Origin of the sequence: Desulforamulus aquiferis (genome assembly GCF_030577015.1) — a bacterium.
Lineage (GTDB): Bacteria > Bacillota > Desulfotomaculia > Desulfotomaculales > Desulfotomaculaceae > Desulfotomaculum > Desulfotomaculum aquiferis.
In genome coordinates this window covers 1-16,210 of sequence record NZ_JARPTC010000003.1, presented here as the reverse complement: position 1 = coordinate 16,210, position 16,210 = coordinate 1, and the positions used below count along the sequence as shown (strand labels likewise).

The window sequence follows — 16,210 nt, the reverse complement described above, 5'->3', positions numbered from 1 at the left end:
CAATTAAGGCTGAAAGGAGGGAATTCCTTTGATTAAAAACTATATAGAGCTGGCTGTTGAGCAAATGTTAGATGATGTTATACAAAATTATGCTAACAGCAACCCGGATATTTGCACCTGTTCAAGATGTAGGCTGGATACCATGGCCATTGCCTTAAACAATTTACCCACGAGATATGTTGTTACAGATGAAGGCGGTATTTATACAAAGGTTGCCATGGAACAGATTGCTGGGCGGGCTCAGGTTGTTGCCGCCATTTTAAATGGTATACAAATAGTACAAAAAAAACCCAGGCATTAGAATAAATAATAGACACTGATTAGATTAGTACTACCTTGTTAATACTTAAGCTAACAGATTGATGAGGAGTGTATTTATGAAAATCGGTCTATTCGCAGATAGTTACCTACCATATGTTAGTGGTGTGGTAAGGTCAATTGAAACTTTTTCAAAGGAATTAAAGAAACTAGGTCACCAGGTGTATATATTTGCTCCTGATTACCCAGGAGTAGCATCAGAAGCAAATATATATCGGTTTCCTTCTATACGCTCCCTTGCCCATGATAATTTTTACTTAGCAATTCCTTTTTCGCCTGGATTAAATAAATATTTAGAACAGAACCCATTAGATATAGTGCATGTTCATTCTCCCTTTATCCTAGGTAGAGTTGGAGCAAAATTGGCCCGGAAGCTCAAGGTGCCTTTAGTATTTACCTATCACACCTTGTATGACCAATATACACACTATGTGCCCATCTGCAGGGGGATTAGCAAGGACATTACAAAAAAATGGTGCACAGAATTTAGTAATAGGTGTGACTTAGTAATTACCCCTACCCAAATCATTGGGAAACACATTGAGAGTATGGGGGTAAAAACAAAGATAAGCTGGTTACCTACAGGAATAAATATTGAAGAATTTCAAAACCAAGATAAAACATGGCTGAGGCGCGTATATAATATTGAGCCGGAAGACACTATCTTGCTATTTGTGGGCAGGATGGGTAAAGAAAAAAATATCTACTTCTTAATAAATTGTTTGCAAAGGTTAATTAATGAAAGCAACATAGGATTTAGGTTGGTTCTTGTTGGTACAGGGCCGGAGACAGAAAACCTTAAGGACTATTGTATCAAAAAGGCTCTAGCTAACCGGGTGATATTTACCGGACCCCTATCAAGGGAGGATTTAGTGAAAACCTTCTGCGGGGCTGATTTATTTGTATTTAGCTCTTTAACAGAAACCCAGGGTATTGTTATCGCCGAGGCTAAGGCAGCCGGTCTTCCCACTGTGGCAGTCAATGCCTTCGGGGTAGCGAACATGGTTTGCCACCAGGATGACGGTCTCTTGGTACCACATGAGGAAGAAGCCTTTGTTAAGGGTATTTTGGAGATAATTGAAAAGCCCCTTTTACAACGACAAATGGGGAAGCGTGCCAGAATCAATGCTAATGATATATCTGCAGGGTCCTGTGCTCGAAAATTAGAGGGACTATATCAAGAATTAATTTTGAATAATAATTTGCTCAATGGGGAGAAAAGAAATATAAATATTTTATAATAGGGTAACCCCTTCACAAATTGACCCCAATCGTTAGTTGTGTCTAACAATTGGGGTACAGTTCATTTGGGGTTAATTGTTTTGTTCAGGATGAAAGTCCTTTTTTATATCAGCTATGATTTTAATGATTTCATCCAACTGTTCCTCATATAATTCAAAGGTTACCGACTGTCTGAAAGAACTATCAAGATTATCCCTGGCTGTAAGCTTGACCTGAATGGTATTTTGGGCAGGAAAGTTGTCCGTAGGTGGTTTCACAATTCTTTGTGCCAGAAATTGCTCTAAAACATTACCTATGGTGGTACGGTAAAAATAGTAGGCATTCTGTAGTTTGTCCAGGGCAATGTTTTCTTTTACTGCGTCAATCTTTTTCTGTAACAGTAGGTTGGCAGTATTACCTTCATTCTGGGCAGCGGTTAGCAAAGCCTGTTCTTCATTTGCCAGTAAGCCTAAGGTAAGATCCACCACTTCTTCCGTTACCGATTGCACTGTCTGAGGGGAGTAATGGGTAAAGGCACCTGAAACTTCAGGAGATGAAACGAAGGAAATAGTTGACTCTGTTCCGCTAAAAGAAAAACTGGCTAAATTCTTCTTTAATAGCTTACCTATTATTTTGGCGATATCTACAAATATTTCAGTGTTTTTTAAAATTATTTCTTGGTCGATACTATATACCTTTTGTTGCTCAGCCATGCAACAGCCTCCTTGAAATCCTTATTAGCAGTAGTATTCCCGAAGTGTTAGTAAAATAAGATGTCTTTTAACCTTTGTATAATAAATATTGAAGGAATTAAAATTATTATGTGGAAAATAATAGACATAATTATTCTTATGTTAGGAAGGAGATTTACTCTATGGCTGTACCAATTATTAAAGCACTTATCGACTGGGACTACGATTTGAATAATGATTTTAAGAAAAAGGAAAAGGGCTATACCTTTGTGATAGACGTTTGGGAAGCAAAACCAAAGCTAGCACTTTATAAATTTACCCCCTTTATGACTAAATGCGATTATCTGGAAAAACAACCACCGTTGGAAATGATGATGAATGCTTTAGAGGAACAAGGAACCAATGGTAGTGACGGCGTATTTAAAATTAACCCCACCCTTAGGAACTGGATTGAGTCTAATATTTTAGAGGAATAATTTATATTCCCTAACCAAAAAGGAAAAATCATTTATTTGCTGAATATTATAAAAAATAACTCTAACTAATTATTTAGGAGGTGTGCGTCATGATCAGAGCAATATCCAGCTTATTATCAATATTTTCCATTAGCCCGATAATTGAATTGATTAGCTTCTCCGCCTTGGTGGGAATCGTGTTCCTTCTGCAACTGGTAATTTTACAATAGAGATAGTCATAGCACCGGCCATGGGCCGGTTTTTTCTTTGTCAGCTGTACGGGTTTTATAGAGATTACTCCAACTGGAATTGGTTTCCTTAAAATGATATAATTATGCTCGACTAGATTAAGAAGGGATGATTCAAAATGAAGGCACGGTTAATGGAAGATATGAAACAGGCTATGAAAGCTAAGGATAAACTAAAGGTGGATACCATCAGAATGGTCAATGCTGCTATCAAAAATGTTGAAATTAATGAGAAGAGGGAACTGAGCGAAGAAGATGTAATCTCGGTGGTTGCTAAAGAGATTAAGCTAAGGCGTGATGCCATGGTGGAGTATAAAAAGGCCGAACGCCCAGATGAGGTGGAAAAGCTAGAAAGGGAAATAGAGATCCTTTTGGTATATATGCCGGAACAACTATCAGAGGAACAAGTCAGGGAAATTGTTAAGGAAGTAGTTCAACAAACAGGAGCCCAGGGACCAAAGGATATGGGAAAAGTCATGGGTGCCCTTATGCCAAAGGTGAAAGGTAAGGCTGATGGAAAATTAGTAAGTAATATTGTTAAAGAACTACTGGGTTAAATTATATATGGGAGAAGGGGAATAATTAATGACAACCATACGTGAGTCTGATTTGCCGGGCATTGGAAGAAAATTTCAAATAGAAGCCAGAAGTGGAGATAAGCTAGTGGTCATTGTACATGATGATGGTCGCCGAGAAATATATCACTATGATAATGAGGATCCGGATGAGAGCATATCCATGGTCACCTTAGATGATACCGAGGCCCGTAGGGTAGCCGGTATTATTGGTGGCATGGCCTATATTCCTAAGGCCCTGGAAGCAGTGGATGTGGAATTTGATGAGATGGTCATTGAGTGGTATAAGGTAGAACCAGATTATAAAGCCATTGGTGTATCCATTGGGGATTTGCATGTCCGAAAAAGTACCGGTGCAACAATTATAGCTATGGTGAAAAAGAATCAGGAACGTCTTATAAATCCAGGTCCGGACCAAAAGGTTAAGGAAGGTTATATCCTTGTTCTGTTAGGGGAAAGGGAGCAGGTGAAAGCTTGTAAACGCCTCATTAAGCAGGGGAGTCTATAGGAATGAGTTATGTAATACTAGAGGTCGGGCTTGCCCTGGGAATTATTACGGTGGCAGGACATCTGGCTAACCGATTGAAATTTTCAATTGTTCCTATATTAATCGTCGCCGGTATAATAGTTGGACCACATGCTCCACAGATAGGGGTCTTTGATTTTAGATTTATCGCCAGCGCTCCTCTGATTGATTTTATGGGAAGACTAGGGGTAATCTTTCTTCTTTTTTACCTGGGTCTAGAATTTTCCGTGGGCCGCCTATTAAAGGCCGGTCGTTCTATTTTTATTGGTGGAACCATTTATATGTTGATTAACTTTTCCCTGGGCTTATTACTACCCTGGCTCTGGGGTTGGCCACCCCGTGAGATACTTGTGGTTGCAGGGATTATTTGTATATCTTCCAGTGCCATTGTGGCCAAGGTTTTGGTAGACCTAAAAAGGGCCGCCAGGCCTGAGACGGAAATGATACTTGGCCTGATGATGTATCAGGACGTGTTTGTGGCCATATATCTGTCAATTGTCTCCGGTCTGGTGTTGACCGGGGCAACATCTACACCGGGCGTTCTAAAATCTGCAGCAGTGGCCCTGGGCTTTATGGTGGGAGTGCTGTTGCTGGGCCGCAGGTTGGTAAAACACTTGAACCGTTGGCTTAATATTCCCTCTGATGAAGTCTTTATGCTGGCTGTATTTGGTGCCTTGATTTTCGTAGCAGGCTTTTCCGAGACTATTCATGTGGCTGAAGCCATTGGAGCCTTATTGGTGGGATTAGTTCTAGCAGAAACTGAGCACCTAGATAGAATAGAGCATTTAGTGGTCCCCTTTAGGGACTTCTTTGGAGCCATGTTTTTCTTTAGCTTTGGCTTGAGTATTGATCCCTTGGGTTTGGGAGGTGCAGTTTGGCCCGCCCTGATAGCAGTGGTGGTTACAATACTAGGCAATTTTGCGGCAGGACTGCTGGCAGGAAAGTCCGCAGGCCTTTCACCAATGGGTCGTACTAATGTAGGGCTGACAATTGTTTCGCGGGGTGAGTTTTCTATTATTCTGGCTAATCTTGCCAAGGCAGGAGGCTTGTTACCGGCAGTCCAATCCTTTGCGGCCTTATATGTATTAATACTTGCAATTACTGGGCCTCTGCTTACTAAAGAATCTAAATGGATATATAATCGGTTATGTCCTGTTTTTAAATGGCCTAAACTAACCTCTAAAACTAGAGGTAAAAAGGTACCACGGAGTGAAGTAGTCCCTTCTAAATAGAATAGTGTACTTTGATGGGAAAACATCCGGCACCTATTGAGGGTACCGGATGTTTCATTTAATTTATTGGTTTTTGAATTTTTATAAAAAAATCTTTAACTTGCTGCCATTAATTTACAGGGCAGGGTTTCAACGATATCCTCCCAAATGACAGTTGGAGCCTTGGCAAAGCCGTTAAAGGTGGTGGCCGAAGCAGAAGAGTAGGCGCCGCAATTAGGTACTAAAATTAAATCATCTATATCCAGTGCCACAGTATTATGGTTTTGGAAGACAACATCTAGGGAGTCACAACTTGGGCCGGCAATGGTAGCATTTATTTCAGGGCCATCCTTAAAGGTTTCCATTTCGTATTTCCAGTGATCAAATAAAGCTCCAGAGAAGGTGCCGTAAATGCCTTCATCCAGGAAATACCATTGCTGACCGCTTCTCACCTGGGCACCAATTACCTTGGTAATTAGATTTACGGCGGTACCACAGATAAACCTACCTGGTTCAGCCCAAATTTCTGTATCAGGGAAAAGTCTGTTTAGCTCAGTTTGAATTTGCCTGGTCATAGAAAATATATCAAAATTGTCATCCACCGAGGGGATGGGAAATCCTCCGCCAATATCAAGAATTCTAAGCATTATACCCCTTTGAGCAGCCTCATCAAAAATTGAACGGGAAATTGCTAGGGCCTTGAGGTAAGCGTCCGAACAGGTATTTTGGCTTCCTACATGAAAACATAGGCCTGCCACATCTAAGCCCTTGGCTTTAGCCGATAATAATAGATCCAGGGCTTCTTCCGGAGCAACGCCAAATTTCTTGTTAAGATCCACCAGGGAATCCTTGTTGTCTATGCGGATTCTTAATAATACTGATGCCTCGGGCATGATTTTGACGATCCTATTTAATTCACCCTCACTGTCAAAGGTAAGCTGCTTAACTCCGGCACCCTTGGCTGTTGTGAGTCCTATTGAAGTTTTCACAGGGTTAGCGTAGACTATTCGTTCTGGAGCAATGCCCATATCCTTTAAGTCTATAATTTCTCCATCTGAAGCTACGTCAAAGCATGAGCCCAACTCGACCAATCTTTTTACTAAATTTGGATCGGGGTTTGCCTTTACGGCGTAGAACAGTTTTACACCGGGAAGCTGCTTGCGCAAAAATTTATAATTCTCCTCCACCTGATCCAAGGATAGAACCAACAGTGGGGTTCCATAGGTTTCTGCAAGGGTTTCAGCAGCCTCGCCAGTTAATTTAAAGGAATTTTTCAATGACTCTTTCCTCCGGTCCTAACGTAATTAGTCAACACACGAAAACAATTTTATCAACAGATTTGGGAATATGCAATATCATTTGGAAGAAAAACTTAGAAAAAACAGCATTAAATTTAATTAATGGGGACAAACAGGGATAAAAGGCTATAAAACGGGATATTGCTGATATCAATAGTCTAAGTCAGTAGAATATAAATACAACTCAATGGTTAGCATTAAGATAGATAGAGGAAATAGGTGAAATATTTGCAATTATTAAAGCTCCTCAAGGGGTTATCTAGCTATCAATTAATGGGTAATTCCGCTAAAGATATTACAGCTATTGCCAATCACACTGGAAATATTGTCCCTGGCTCACTGTTTATCTGTGTTCCAGGATTAAAGGTTGATGGGCATGATTATGCCTCCCAGGCCATAGATAAAGGTGCAGCGGCTTTGGTGGTGGAAAGAGATATTGATGTTGATTGCACTAAAATCCTAGTGCGAGATGCCCGGCAGGCCCAGGCTCTACTTAGCCATGCCTTTCACGGTTATCCTTCAAGGGAAGTCGAAGTTATTGGTGTTACAGGAACCAATGGCAAGACCACCACTACTTTCTTCATTGAATCAATACTAAACCAATTTGGCCAAAATGCCGGGAGGATTGGTACAATTAATTGTCGGTATGGCAATTTAATTTTTCCCTCCAAACATACTACTCCCGATTCCATAAATTTAAATAAATTATTAAGTGAAATGGTTAAGTCTGGTACCAAGGCAGTGGTGATGGAGGTATCCTCCCATGGTTTGGCCCAGAATAGGGTGATTGCCTGTGATTTTGATGTTGGAATTATATCAAACGTTACCCATGATCATTTTGACTTTCACAGGAATTATCAGAGTTACTTGGAGTCAAAGGCTTTATTATTTGAATATCTGGGTCGAGATAGGGAGGCAAAATCACGTCTAAAGTTTGCAGTGGCCAACGCCGATGATGCCAGTTACGATTTTATAGTCAGCAAAGCTGCCGTACCGGTTCTTAGTTACAGTATTTATGGTCCCAGTGATATAAGGGCATCAAATATTGAATTAAAATCTAATGGATCGTCATTTGAAATTAAGGTGGGTGGCAAAAAATATAAGTTTTTTTTAAAACTACCCGGACTATTTAATATTTATAACGCATTATCGGCAATTGCCTATGCCTGGGGCAGGAATTACCAATTCGAAGGGGTACAGTCTGCCCTGGCAGAGGTACAGAGGGTGCCGGGCAGATGCCAGCGTGTTGATGAAGGACAAGATTTCGAGGTAATTGTAGACTTTGCCCATAATCCAGACGGACTTAAAAACATTCTTACCTTTGCTCCCAAAATACCTGAAACCAAACGTATCATAGTCTTCGGCTGTGAAGGCGGCAAGGATAAAACTAAGAGACAAATTATGGGCTATATAGCAGGCATGCTTGCGGACTTTACAATAGTTACCATGGACAACCTATATTCCGAGGAACCCTTAGAGGTTGTCCAACAAATAGAAAAGGGATTGTTAGAGGCTGGAAGAAGAGAAGGCTTAGACTATATAATCATTTTGGACAGGGCAGAAGCCATAAAAGAAGCAATTGCTATGGCTGATAGTGGTGACCAGGTAATCATAGCAGGTAAGGGGCATGAAACCACACAAACTATTTATAAACAGGTGAAGCCCTTATGTGATTGGGAGATAGCGGCTGGTGCCATTCAGATGAAATTAAGGAACAGTTTAAAAAACTCCAAAATCTATTATTTAGCCTCCTTGCAGTTGCAGCAAGATTGCTAGATGCCTATTTCAAAGATAGAGGGGATAGTCATGTACAAGGTAGTGGAAGTAACTCAAGAACAGCGAGAACATTTTGACGATATCATAAAAGAATATCCCCAGTGTGATTTTATGCAGACCTATACCTGGGGAAATTTAAAGGAAAAAACGGGCTGGGTGCCATTTAGGCTGTTGTTTTACAAGGGCGAGGCTGTCAAGGGAGCTGCATCAATTTTAAAAAAGAAGCTACCCTTTAGCAACTTTTCCTTTTTGTATATTCCCAGGGGGCCCCTGCTGGATAACTTTGAGGATGAACGGGTGTTTGAATCCTTTATGAATGAAATAAAGGTCCTGGCCAAGAGGGAAAGGGCTATTTTTGTCAAGTTTGATCCCGATATCTATGGTCCTGCTCCGGTATTGAAGGGGTATCTAAAAGCTAAAGGTTATAAAAGTAGCAGAATCAGAGGCAATTTTAGTGGCCTACAGCCAAAGCATGTATGTCGTTTGAACCTTGAGAAAAGTTTAGATGAAATCTTTGAGGGCTTTTCATCTAAAACCCGCTACAATATTAGGCTTGCCCAGAAAAAGGGCGTTACCATAAAAGAAGGGACCATTGAAGATATTCCGATTTTCTATGAGTTATTGGAAGAAACCTGCCGCAGGGATAATTTTGGTGTCAGGGCACTCTCCTATTTTGAGGAGCTTTATCGCCATTTGATAGAAGGAGGGAAGGGCAAGCTGTTATTAGCCTCCTATAATGGTAGATATATCTCGGGAGTACTGGTGATAGCCCATGGGCCAAAGGCTTGGTACTTATATGGTGCCTCCAGTGACAATTACAGAGAAGTAATGCCAAACTACTTACTCCAATGGACAGCCATAGCCTGGGCCCATCAGTGTGGCTGCAAGATTTATGACTTCCTTGGAGTAGCAAGCGATTTTAATCCAAACAGTACCTTATATGGTATGTATAAGTTTAAGCGGGGTTTTAACCCGGAGGTAGTGGAATTCATCGGGGAGTATGATATGGTTCTAAATAAGGGGATGTATCTTTTTTGGAATCTGGCTGAACCCTTATATCTTAAAGCCTTAGTTAATCTAGGCAAATTACAGCTATTGCTAAAGAAAAATCTAAGCAGGCGACAAAACTGTGATCCAGCGGTGGAATAGAGTGAATTTAATAAATCCCTTAATGTTAAGAAGAATATATCTATTTTTACCCACCCGGTTAAGGGTGCTAATTAAGAATGGATTGTTGCCCCTGATCCGTGGTAGGGTTGTCTTTGAATGCCGCACTTCATTTAATAATCTGCAGGTAATTGATAAAAGGGGTCGGAGGTATTTAGTGTTTTTGGATGACAGGCAGTGCCCCAACCTTCAATTTCCGGAGCATTTTTATCAAAGCTATATGTCCCTAGGGGAACATAGGGACAATTCCCCCCCCTATGCGGGCTATTGCCATTTGGGGCATTTGTTTAACCCGTCCATTAAGAGTGTTTTAATGGTTGGTTTAGGAGGAGGGGTAGTACCAAGGCAGTTCTTAGATATCTATCAAGACATTAAAACCCTTAAGGTCTTGGAGATCGACCCGGTGGTAGAGCAGGTAGCCAGGAACTATTTTAAATTGCCCGAGGACAAAAGACTAGCAGTCTCCATAGGTGATGGCAGAGAACTAATGGAACAGGAACAAAGCAATTATGACTTGATATTAATGGATGCCTTTCTTTCAAAAACCATTCCCTTTCATTTAGCAACGGTGGAATTTTTTCAATTGGTTTCTGCAAAGTTAAATGATAGGGGAGTGGTTTTGATGAATGTTTTTGGCTCCCTTTTAGGTCAACATTCAGGTGTTTTAAACAAGGTATTGGCCTCTTTGAAGATTGTATTTGAAAATCTATATATGATTCCTGACATGCCAGACCAGCCGGAAAGGCTTCAGAGTGTCATTGTAGTTGGATGTAAATCTTCTGAAGTGAACGAGGAGACAGTTATAACCAGGACTAAAAAACATGGCAATTTAGTGTGTGGTTATTTAACGGATATTAATTTGGTGATTGGAAAACTTCAAATTGTGGATTATATGACTAAAACCGATATTCTAAGAGATAAGGATAAGCCAGAATCCGGAATGCTTAATTTATATTAAGTATTGACACTGTTATTTAGGGAAAATATAATAATAGCCATAGAATTGAATAGCAATTACTCTTATCCAGAGTGGTGGAGGGAAAGGCCCTATGAAACCCGGCAACCGGTCAGCTTAAGCTGACAAGGTGCTAATTCCTTCAGGACATAGTCCTGGCAGATGAGAGAGGACGGTTTAAAGCACCCCTTCATCTGTGAAGGGGTTTTTATTTTTTATCTTAAGAAGGAGGAATATCTTATGAGTAATGAAAAATTAGGATTTGAGACCTTGGCGCTACATGCCGGGCATAACCCAGATAGTGAAACCCTATCCAGGGCTGTTCCCATTTATCAGACTACTTCGTATGTTTTCAAGGATTCCGAACATGCGGCTAACTTATTTGGGTTGAGAGAAGAAGGACATATTTATACACGCATTGATAACCCAACCACTGATATTCTAGAGAAGAGATTGGCTGCCCTTGAAGGAGGGGTTGGAGCATTAGCCTTTGCCTCTGGCCATGCTGCCATCACAGCTGCAGTTTTAAACATTGCAGCTGCTGGAGATGAAATAGTATCCTCAACTAATCTTTATGGCGGCACGGTGAACCTCTTTACCCATACTTTCTCCAGATTAGGCATCAAGGTTAAGTTTGTTAATCCTGAAAATCCAGACGAATTTAAAAAGGCAATCAATGACAAAACCAAGGCCGTTTTTGCAGAGATTATAGGCAACCCCAAGTGCGATGTATTGGATATTGAGGCGGTAAGCGCCATTGCCCATGAAGCAGGAATTCCCTTGATAATTGATGGTACCTTTGCCACACCATATCTTTGCCGACCCTTAGAATACGGGGCAGATATAGTTATTCACTCTACTACTAAATTTATAGGTGGTCACGGTAATAGTATCGGAGGAGTCATTATCGACTCAGGTAAATTTGACTGGACACAAAATAATAAATTTCCGGGACTGACCAGCCCAGATCCCAGTTATCACGGAATAACTTACACTAAAGATGTGGGTGCAGCTGCCTATATTGTTAGGGCCAGGGTTCAGCTACTCAGGGATTTTGGTGCATGTATCAGCCCCTTTAATTCCTTCTTATTACTGCAGGGCATAGAAACTCTGGCTCTAAGAATGGATAGACATGTAACTAACGCTCAGAAGGTGGCTGAATTTCTGGCAAATCACCCTAAGGTAAGTTGGGTTTCCTACCCTGGACTGTCTAACCATCCATCCCACAGCCTGGCCAGTAAGTATCTAGCAAAGGGTGCGGGGGCAATTCTAACCTTTGGCATAAAAGGCGGGGTGGCCGAAGGGAGAAGGTTTATTGATAGCTTAAAAATATTCTCTCATTTAGCCAATGTGGGGGATGCCAAATCTTTAGTAATTCACCCGGCCTCCACTACACACAGTCAGCTTTCTGAAGAAGCACAGCGTAAGGCAGGAGTTTCTCCTGAACTGGTACGATTGTCCATCGGGTTAGAGAGTGTTAAGGATTTATTGGAGGACTTGGACCAGGCATTAAGGGCTTAAGGCTACAGTAGAAAAGGAGATAAATTATGCCCATAAAAATTCCAGATAACCTTCCCGCTAATGATATATTAACCGGGGAAAATATTTTTGTTATGACCGAGACTAGGGCTGTTCATCAGGATATTCGGGCTTTAAGGATTGCCATATTGAACCTTATGCCCACAAAAATAACAACGGAAACTCAATTGCTAAGACTTTTGGGAAATACGCCACTCCAAGTGGAGGTAGAACTTCTCCATACCCGGACCCATATTTCTAGAAATACACCCCTGGAGCATATGGCTCATTTTTATAAGACCTTTGACCAAGTCAAAGAGCAAAAATTCGATGGTTTAGTAATAACAGGTGCACCGGTAGAACACATAGATTTTGAGCAGGTTGACTATTGGCAAGAACTTCAAGAGATTATGGAATGGTCAAAGCATCATGTAACCTCTACCTTTTATATTTGCTGGGCAGCCCAGGCTGGATTGTATTATCACTTTGGAGTACCAAAGTATAAGCTGCCGGAAAAAATGTTTGGAGTCTTTAGTCACCGGGTAAATCAAAAGAATGTTAAACTACTCAGGGGCTTTGATGATGAATTCTTTGTACCCCATTCTCGCTACACCGAGATAAAGGGGGAGGACATAGTTGAAAATCCCGGACTGGAGATATTAGCAGAGTCTGAGGAATCAGGAATTTACCTGGTGGCGACAAAGAACAGGCGAATGTTTTTTGTTACAGGTCATTCAGAATATGACCCACAAACATTAAAGTTGGAATATGAGAGGGATATCAGCAAAGGTATAAACATTGCTATACCAAAGAACTACTATTACCAGGATAACCCGCAAAACCCTCCCGTTGTTAAATGGCGGGGACATGCTAACCTGCTATTTTCAAACTGGCTTAATTATTACGTGTATCAGGAGACACCTTATAATATAAATGATATTAACTAATCCTGATATTCCAATAGGTTATGTAACTAATGTTCCTGATAACAGGATGATATGGATAAGGGTTAAACTATTTTTAGAATCAAATATTGAGAGTTAAGTGATGGTTCTTTAAGAAACAGAACCATCACTTTTTTGTTCGAATATCTTTTAGTATAAGCACGTATTATTTTAAGGACAAAAGAGTAAATGGCAAATATATTCTGTAAATTTTGAAAAATCAGAAGGGAAATTAGTAATAAGAGACGAATTAGTCAACGAAATAATAGCAAACATAAGGAGGTGAATGGATTGGATTTAGCAGCAATTCTAATGTTCATATACATTTTTACCCTTCCTTTTGTAGTTTTAGCAATAGATAAATAAAAGAATATACTAATGTAACCGCCTGAGGGCGGTTTTATTTTTAGATTTTTTAAAAAAGTTAATTAATCCTCAAAATCTATAGAGGAAAAAGTGAGAAAAAGAGCGAAATAAAAAAATAAAAGTACGGCAACGAAGTATCATAAGGAGGTGGAACTATGGAGTACTCACAATTATTATGGATGGGTTATATTCTATCCCTTCCTTTTATTATTCTGGCCGTTGACAAGAAATAGTTTAAAACCGCCGATACAGGCGGTTTTTATTATTTTTCTAGTGCCTATATTTTGTATAATATACGATAATTCTTGCTGTAAGCTAGTTTTCCTTATAATATATAATATGTTCGGATTATCTTTTGCGTCAAGAATGGTATAATATCATGTTAGCAAAAATAGCAATTACAGTTTAAATATTAATAAAGAAGAACGGGGGATATTTTTTTCGGCATGAGCCAGACAATTAATGAAATTACAAGAAGAAGAACCTTCGCAATCATATCTCACCCTGATGCAGGTAAGACAACCTTGACCGAGAAACTCCTGCTTTATGGAGGTGCAGTACGTCTGGCTGGAACGGTAAAATCCCGTAAAGCCAAGCAACATGCGGTATCAGATTGGATGGAGTTAGAGAAACAACGTGGCATTTCGGTAACTTCAAGTGTATTGCAATTTGAATATATGGGACACAAAATTAACATATTAGATACACCGGGTCACCAGGATTTTAGTGAAGATACCTATCGTACCCTAATGGCAGCAGACAGTGCCGTCATGTTAATTGATGCCGCTAAAGGTGTAGAGGAACAAACAAAAAAATTATTTCATGTCTGCCGTAAAAGGGGTATCCCTATCTTCACCTTTATAAATAAAATGGATAGACATGGCAGAGAGCCATTAGATTTACTAGATGAAATAGAAAAGGTACTGGATATCAAATCCTATCCTATGAATTGGCCAATTGGTAGGGGACGGGAATTTACAGGAATCTACGAGCGTGCTACTTCTAAAATAGAACTTTTTTCTGGTACAGGACATGGTTCGACAATTGTACCTACCAGTGTAGGGGATTTAGCTGATCCTGCCATTGTGGATGCTATGAGTGAACCGATTTATAATCTATTGAAAGAAGATTTAGAGCTGTTAGATATGGCTGGAGACGCCTTTGACCAAGAAATGGTACACAGGGGGGAATTGACACCCGTCTTCTTTGGTAGTGCGTTAACTAATTTCGGGGTAGGTGCTTTTTTAGAAACATTTATTGAACTGGCCCCGCAACCCCATGAAAAAACATCCAATATTGGTGTTATACAACCGGAGCATCCTGAGTTCTCAGGCTTTGTTTTTAAAATTCAAGCTAATATGGATCCGTCTCACAGGGATAGGATTGCCTTTGTTCGAATATGTTCAGGTATTTTCCAAAGGGGTATGGTGGTTAAACATGTTCCTACAGGCAAAAGTATTAGGTTATCTCAATCTAAACAATTTATGGCCCAAGATGCCACCACCATAGATGAAGCTTATCCTGGGGACATCATTGGTATCTTTGATCCAGGTATTTTTCGAATTGGAGATACAATAACGGAGAAAAGCAGTTTTGCCTATGAAGCAATTCCCAAGTTTCAGCCCGAAATGTTTGCCAGAGTGCACCTTAGGGATGCTATGAAACGTAAACAATTTGTCAAGGGTATAGAACAGCTAACGGAGGAAGGAGCCGTACAGAAGTTTCGCTCCCCCGATATTGGCTTAGAATCACCCATCATAGGAGCAGTGGGTATACTTCAATTTGAGGTGCTGCAGTATAGACTTACCCATGAATATGGTGTTGATATTAGTTTAGACTACCTACCCTTCAACATTGCCCGCTGGGCAACCGGAGAAAATTTGACTCCCAAATCTTTAAAGACGGTAGATAATTTAGTTTTAAAAGACGATGATGATAATTTTGTAGTACTTTTCCGAAACGAATGGGCCTTCAATTGGGAAGCTCAACGAAATACAAAGGTCACATATCTTGAGCATCCGCCCATCAGACAACTGGCCGACGCAACTTAATCTAAATGAGTCAGGGAAAGTTCTCTGACTCATTTTTTATGCCCTATTCTAAAAAAGTGCTTTAGTAAACATATTTTTCTTGCAAAACAATATTAGCCATGCTAAACTAACAAATGTCGCTGCAAGGTGACAGAGAAAAATTACCACTTGCTTGTAGCTAACCTAAAGTGATAAAATAGCTTTTGTCGCCCCCTGAAGGCGATGAAGAAAAAATTTAAATTACCAAAAACTTGCACTTGAAACAGAGCGAGGGACATGGTAAGATGTAATTTCTGGCCGAGAGGCTAGAGCAGAACCTTGAATAACACAAGCGTTCTGAGACATTTTAGATGCGAGCATAGCAAGGAAGCGACCGACTGAGCGCACGGAGCATATAGGTAATACGTGAGTACGCGAAGGAGAGAGCTGACGAAGCTAGGCGAAGTATATAAAAGGTCGAAGCGTGGTCTTTGAAAACTAAACAGTAGATGATGAATGCAAACTTGGTTTAATGACAAGTCAGTGCAAACTGAGACTGTCATAACCACAATGAATTCTCGTCAAGCGTTAATAAAAACGCTAGCAAGTAATTCCTAAACAAGTAAAAGAAGAGCTAATCAACTCTTTAAATATTGCAAGATATTTAATGGAGAGTTTGATCCTGGCTCAGGACGAACGCTGGCGGCGTGCTTAACACATGCAAGTCGAACGGAGATTAAGTTGAAACCTAGTGATACTTAAACTTAGTGGCGGACGGGTGAGTAACGCGTGGATAACCTGCCTGATAGCCCGGGATAACAGCTGGAAACGGCTGCTAATACCGGATACGCTGAGCAGAACGCATGTTCTACTTAGGAAAGATTTATCACTATCAGATGGATCCGCGTCCCATTAGCTAGTTGGTGGTGTA

Annotated in this window: 14 protein-coding genes, 1 rRNA gene and 1 riboswitch; of the genes, 13 read left to right on the top strand and 2 right to left on the bottom strand. The window is 40.4% G+C overall.

Annotated elements, in window-relative coordinates:
* Window positions 1–28: 28 nt before the first annotated feature.
* Both P6N53_RS02440 and P6N53_RS02435 read left to right on the top strand, forming a co-directional pair.
* Entirely contained in the window at window positions 29–301 is a 273-nt protein-coding gene (locus tag P6N53_RS02440; RefSeq protein ID WP_304540907.1) for a late competence development ComFB family protein, read from the top strand.
* Window positions 302–377: 76 nt separating this feature from the next.
* Window positions 378–1,559, top strand: coding sequence for a glycosyltransferase family 4 protein (locus tag P6N53_RS02435; protein ID WP_304540906.1), 1,182 nt, complete (start codon window positions 378–380; stop codon window positions 1,557–1,559).
* Between the two features lie 72 nt (window positions 1,560–1,631).
* Here the strand turns inward: P6N53_RS02435 and P6N53_RS02430 are convergent, their stop codons facing one another.
* The gene (locus P6N53_RS02430; protein WP_304540904.1) at window positions 1,632–2,252 is read right to left on the bottom strand and encodes a hypothetical protein; all 621 of its coding nucleotides are present in this window, start codon (window positions 2,250–2,252) and stop codon (window positions 1,632–1,634) included.
* Window positions 2,253–2,413: 161 nt separating this feature from the next.
* Here P6N53_RS02430 and P6N53_RS02425 point away from each other — a divergent pair, with 161 nt between their 5' ends.
* The 4 genes from P6N53_RS02425 to P6N53_RS02410 all read left to right on the top strand — a co-directional run bounded on the left by P6N53_RS02425 (window position 2,414) and on the right by P6N53_RS02410 (window position 5,267).
* The gene (locus tag P6N53_RS02425; RefSeq protein ID WP_304540902.1) at window positions 2,414–2,707 is read left to right on the top strand and encodes a DVU0772 family protein; all 294 of its coding nucleotides are present in this window, start codon (window positions 2,414–2,416) and stop codon (window positions 2,705–2,707) included.
* 346 nt (window positions 2,708–3,053) lie between these two features.
* Entirely contained in the window at window positions 3,054–3,491 is a 438-nt protein-coding gene (locus P6N53_RS02420; RefSeq protein WP_304540901.1) for a GatB/YqeY domain-containing protein, read from the top strand.
* Between the two features lie 28 nt (window positions 3,492–3,519).
* Window positions 3,520–4,017: a cation:proton antiporter regulatory subunit gene (locus P6N53_RS02415; RefSeq protein ID WP_304540900.1), complete on the top strand. Its 498-nt coding sequence runs from the start codon at window positions 3,520–3,522 to the stop codon at window positions 4,015–4,017.
* Window positions 4,018–4,019: 2 nt separating this feature from the next.
* Window positions 4,020–5,267, top strand: a complete 1,248-nt coding sequence (locus P6N53_RS02410) for a cation:proton antiporter (RefSeq protein ID WP_304540898.1) — start codon at window positions 4,020–4,022, stop codon at window positions 5,265–5,267.
* Between the two features lie 95 nt (window positions 5,268–5,362).
* Here P6N53_RS02410 and P6N53_RS02405 read toward each other — a convergent pair whose 3' ends face one another.
* Window positions 5,363–6,523, bottom strand: a complete 1,161-nt coding sequence (locus P6N53_RS02405) for a type III PLP-dependent enzyme (protein ID WP_304540896.1) — start codon at window positions 6,521–6,523, stop codon at window positions 5,363–5,365.
* Between the two features lie 240 nt (window positions 6,524–6,763).
* On the opposite strand from P6N53_RS02405, the gene P6N53_RS02400 reads away from it, so the two are divergent.
* The 7 genes from P6N53_RS02400 to P6N53_RS02370 all read left to right on the top strand — a co-directional run.
* A complete protein-coding gene (locus P6N53_RS02400; protein ID WP_304540893.1) occupies window positions 6,764–8,320 on the top strand; it encodes a UDP-N-acetylmuramoyl-L-alanyl-D-glutamate--2,6-diaminopimelate ligase in 1,557 nt (518 codons plus the stop codon).
* 30 nt (window positions 8,321–8,350) lie between these two features.
* Window positions 8,351–9,469 (top strand): lipid II:glycine glycyltransferase FemX, encoded by a 1,119-nt coding sequence (locus tag P6N53_RS02395; RefSeq protein ID WP_304540892.1) that lies wholly within the window; start codon window positions 8,351–8,353, stop codon window positions 9,467–9,469.
* Window position 9,470: 1 nt separating this feature from the next.
* Window positions 9,471–10,445 (top strand): spermidine synthase, encoded by a 975-nt coding sequence (locus P6N53_RS02390; protein WP_304540890.1) that lies wholly within the window; start codon window positions 9,471–9,473, stop codon window positions 10,443–10,445.
* 59 nt (window positions 10,446–10,504) lie between these two features.
* Window positions 10,505–10,611: riboswitch (SAM riboswitch) on the top strand.
* Window positions 10,612–10,682: 71 nt separating this feature from the next.
* The gene (locus tag P6N53_RS02385; RefSeq protein WP_304540888.1) at window positions 10,683–11,963 is read left to right on the top strand and encodes a homocysteine synthase; all 1,281 of its coding nucleotides are present in this window, start codon (window positions 10,683–10,685) and stop codon (window positions 11,961–11,963) included.
* 26 nt (window positions 11,964–11,989) lie between these two features.
* A complete protein-coding gene (gene metA / locus P6N53_RS02380; RefSeq protein WP_304540886.1) occupies window positions 11,990–12,907 on the top strand; it encodes a homoserine O-acetyltransferase MetA in 918 nt (305 codons plus the stop codon).
* Between the two features lie 809 nt (window positions 12,908–13,716).
* The gene (locus tag P6N53_RS02375; RefSeq protein ID WP_304540884.1) at window positions 13,717–15,321 is read left to right on the top strand and encodes a peptide chain release factor 3; all 1,605 of its coding nucleotides are present in this window, start codon (window positions 13,717–13,719) and stop codon (window positions 15,319–15,321) included.
* 622 nt (window positions 15,322–15,943) lie between these two features.
* A 16S ribosomal RNA gene (locus P6N53_RS02370) occupies window positions 15,944–16,210 on the top strand; the annotation flags it as partial.

Bases quoted from the DNA above. Each gene is read 5' to 3' on its own strand.
- P6N53_RS02435 (WP_304540906.1), top strand. From the start codon at position 378: ATGAAAATCGGTCTATTCGCAGATAGTTACCTACCATATGTTAGTGGT.
- P6N53_RS02410 (WP_304540898.1), top strand. From the start codon at position 4,020: ATGAGTTATGTAATACTAGAGGTCGGGCTTGCCCTGGGAATTATTACG.
- P6N53_RS02415 (WP_304540900.1), top strand. From the start codon at position 3,520: ATGACAACCATACGTGAGTCTGATTTGCCGGGCATTGGAAGAAAATTT.
- P6N53_RS02385 (WP_304540888.1), top strand. From the start codon at position 10,683: ATGAGTAATGAAAAATTAGGATTTGAGACCTTGGCGCTACATGCCGGG.
- P6N53_RS02425 (WP_304540902.1), top strand. From the start codon at position 2,414: ATGGCTGTACCAATTATTAAAGCACTTATCGACTGGGACTACGATTTG.
- P6N53_RS02375 (WP_304540884.1), top strand. From the start codon at position 13,717: ATGAGCCAGACAATTAATGAAATTACAAGAAGAAGAACCTTCGCAATC.
- metA (WP_304540886.1), top strand. From the start codon at position 11,990: ATGCCCATAAAAATTCCAGATAACCTTCCCGCTAATGATATATTAACC.
- P6N53_RS02395 (WP_304540892.1), top strand. From the start codon at position 8,351: ATGTACAAGGTAGTGGAAGTAACTCAAGAACAGCGAGAACATTTTGAC.
- P6N53_RS02420 (WP_304540901.1), top strand. From the start codon at position 3,054: ATGAAGGCACGGTTAATGGAAGATATGAAACAGGCTATGAAAGCTAAG.
- P6N53_RS02430 (WP_304540904.1), bottom strand. From the start codon at position 2,252: ATGGCTGAGCAACAAAAGGTATATAGTATCGACCAAGAAATAATTTTA.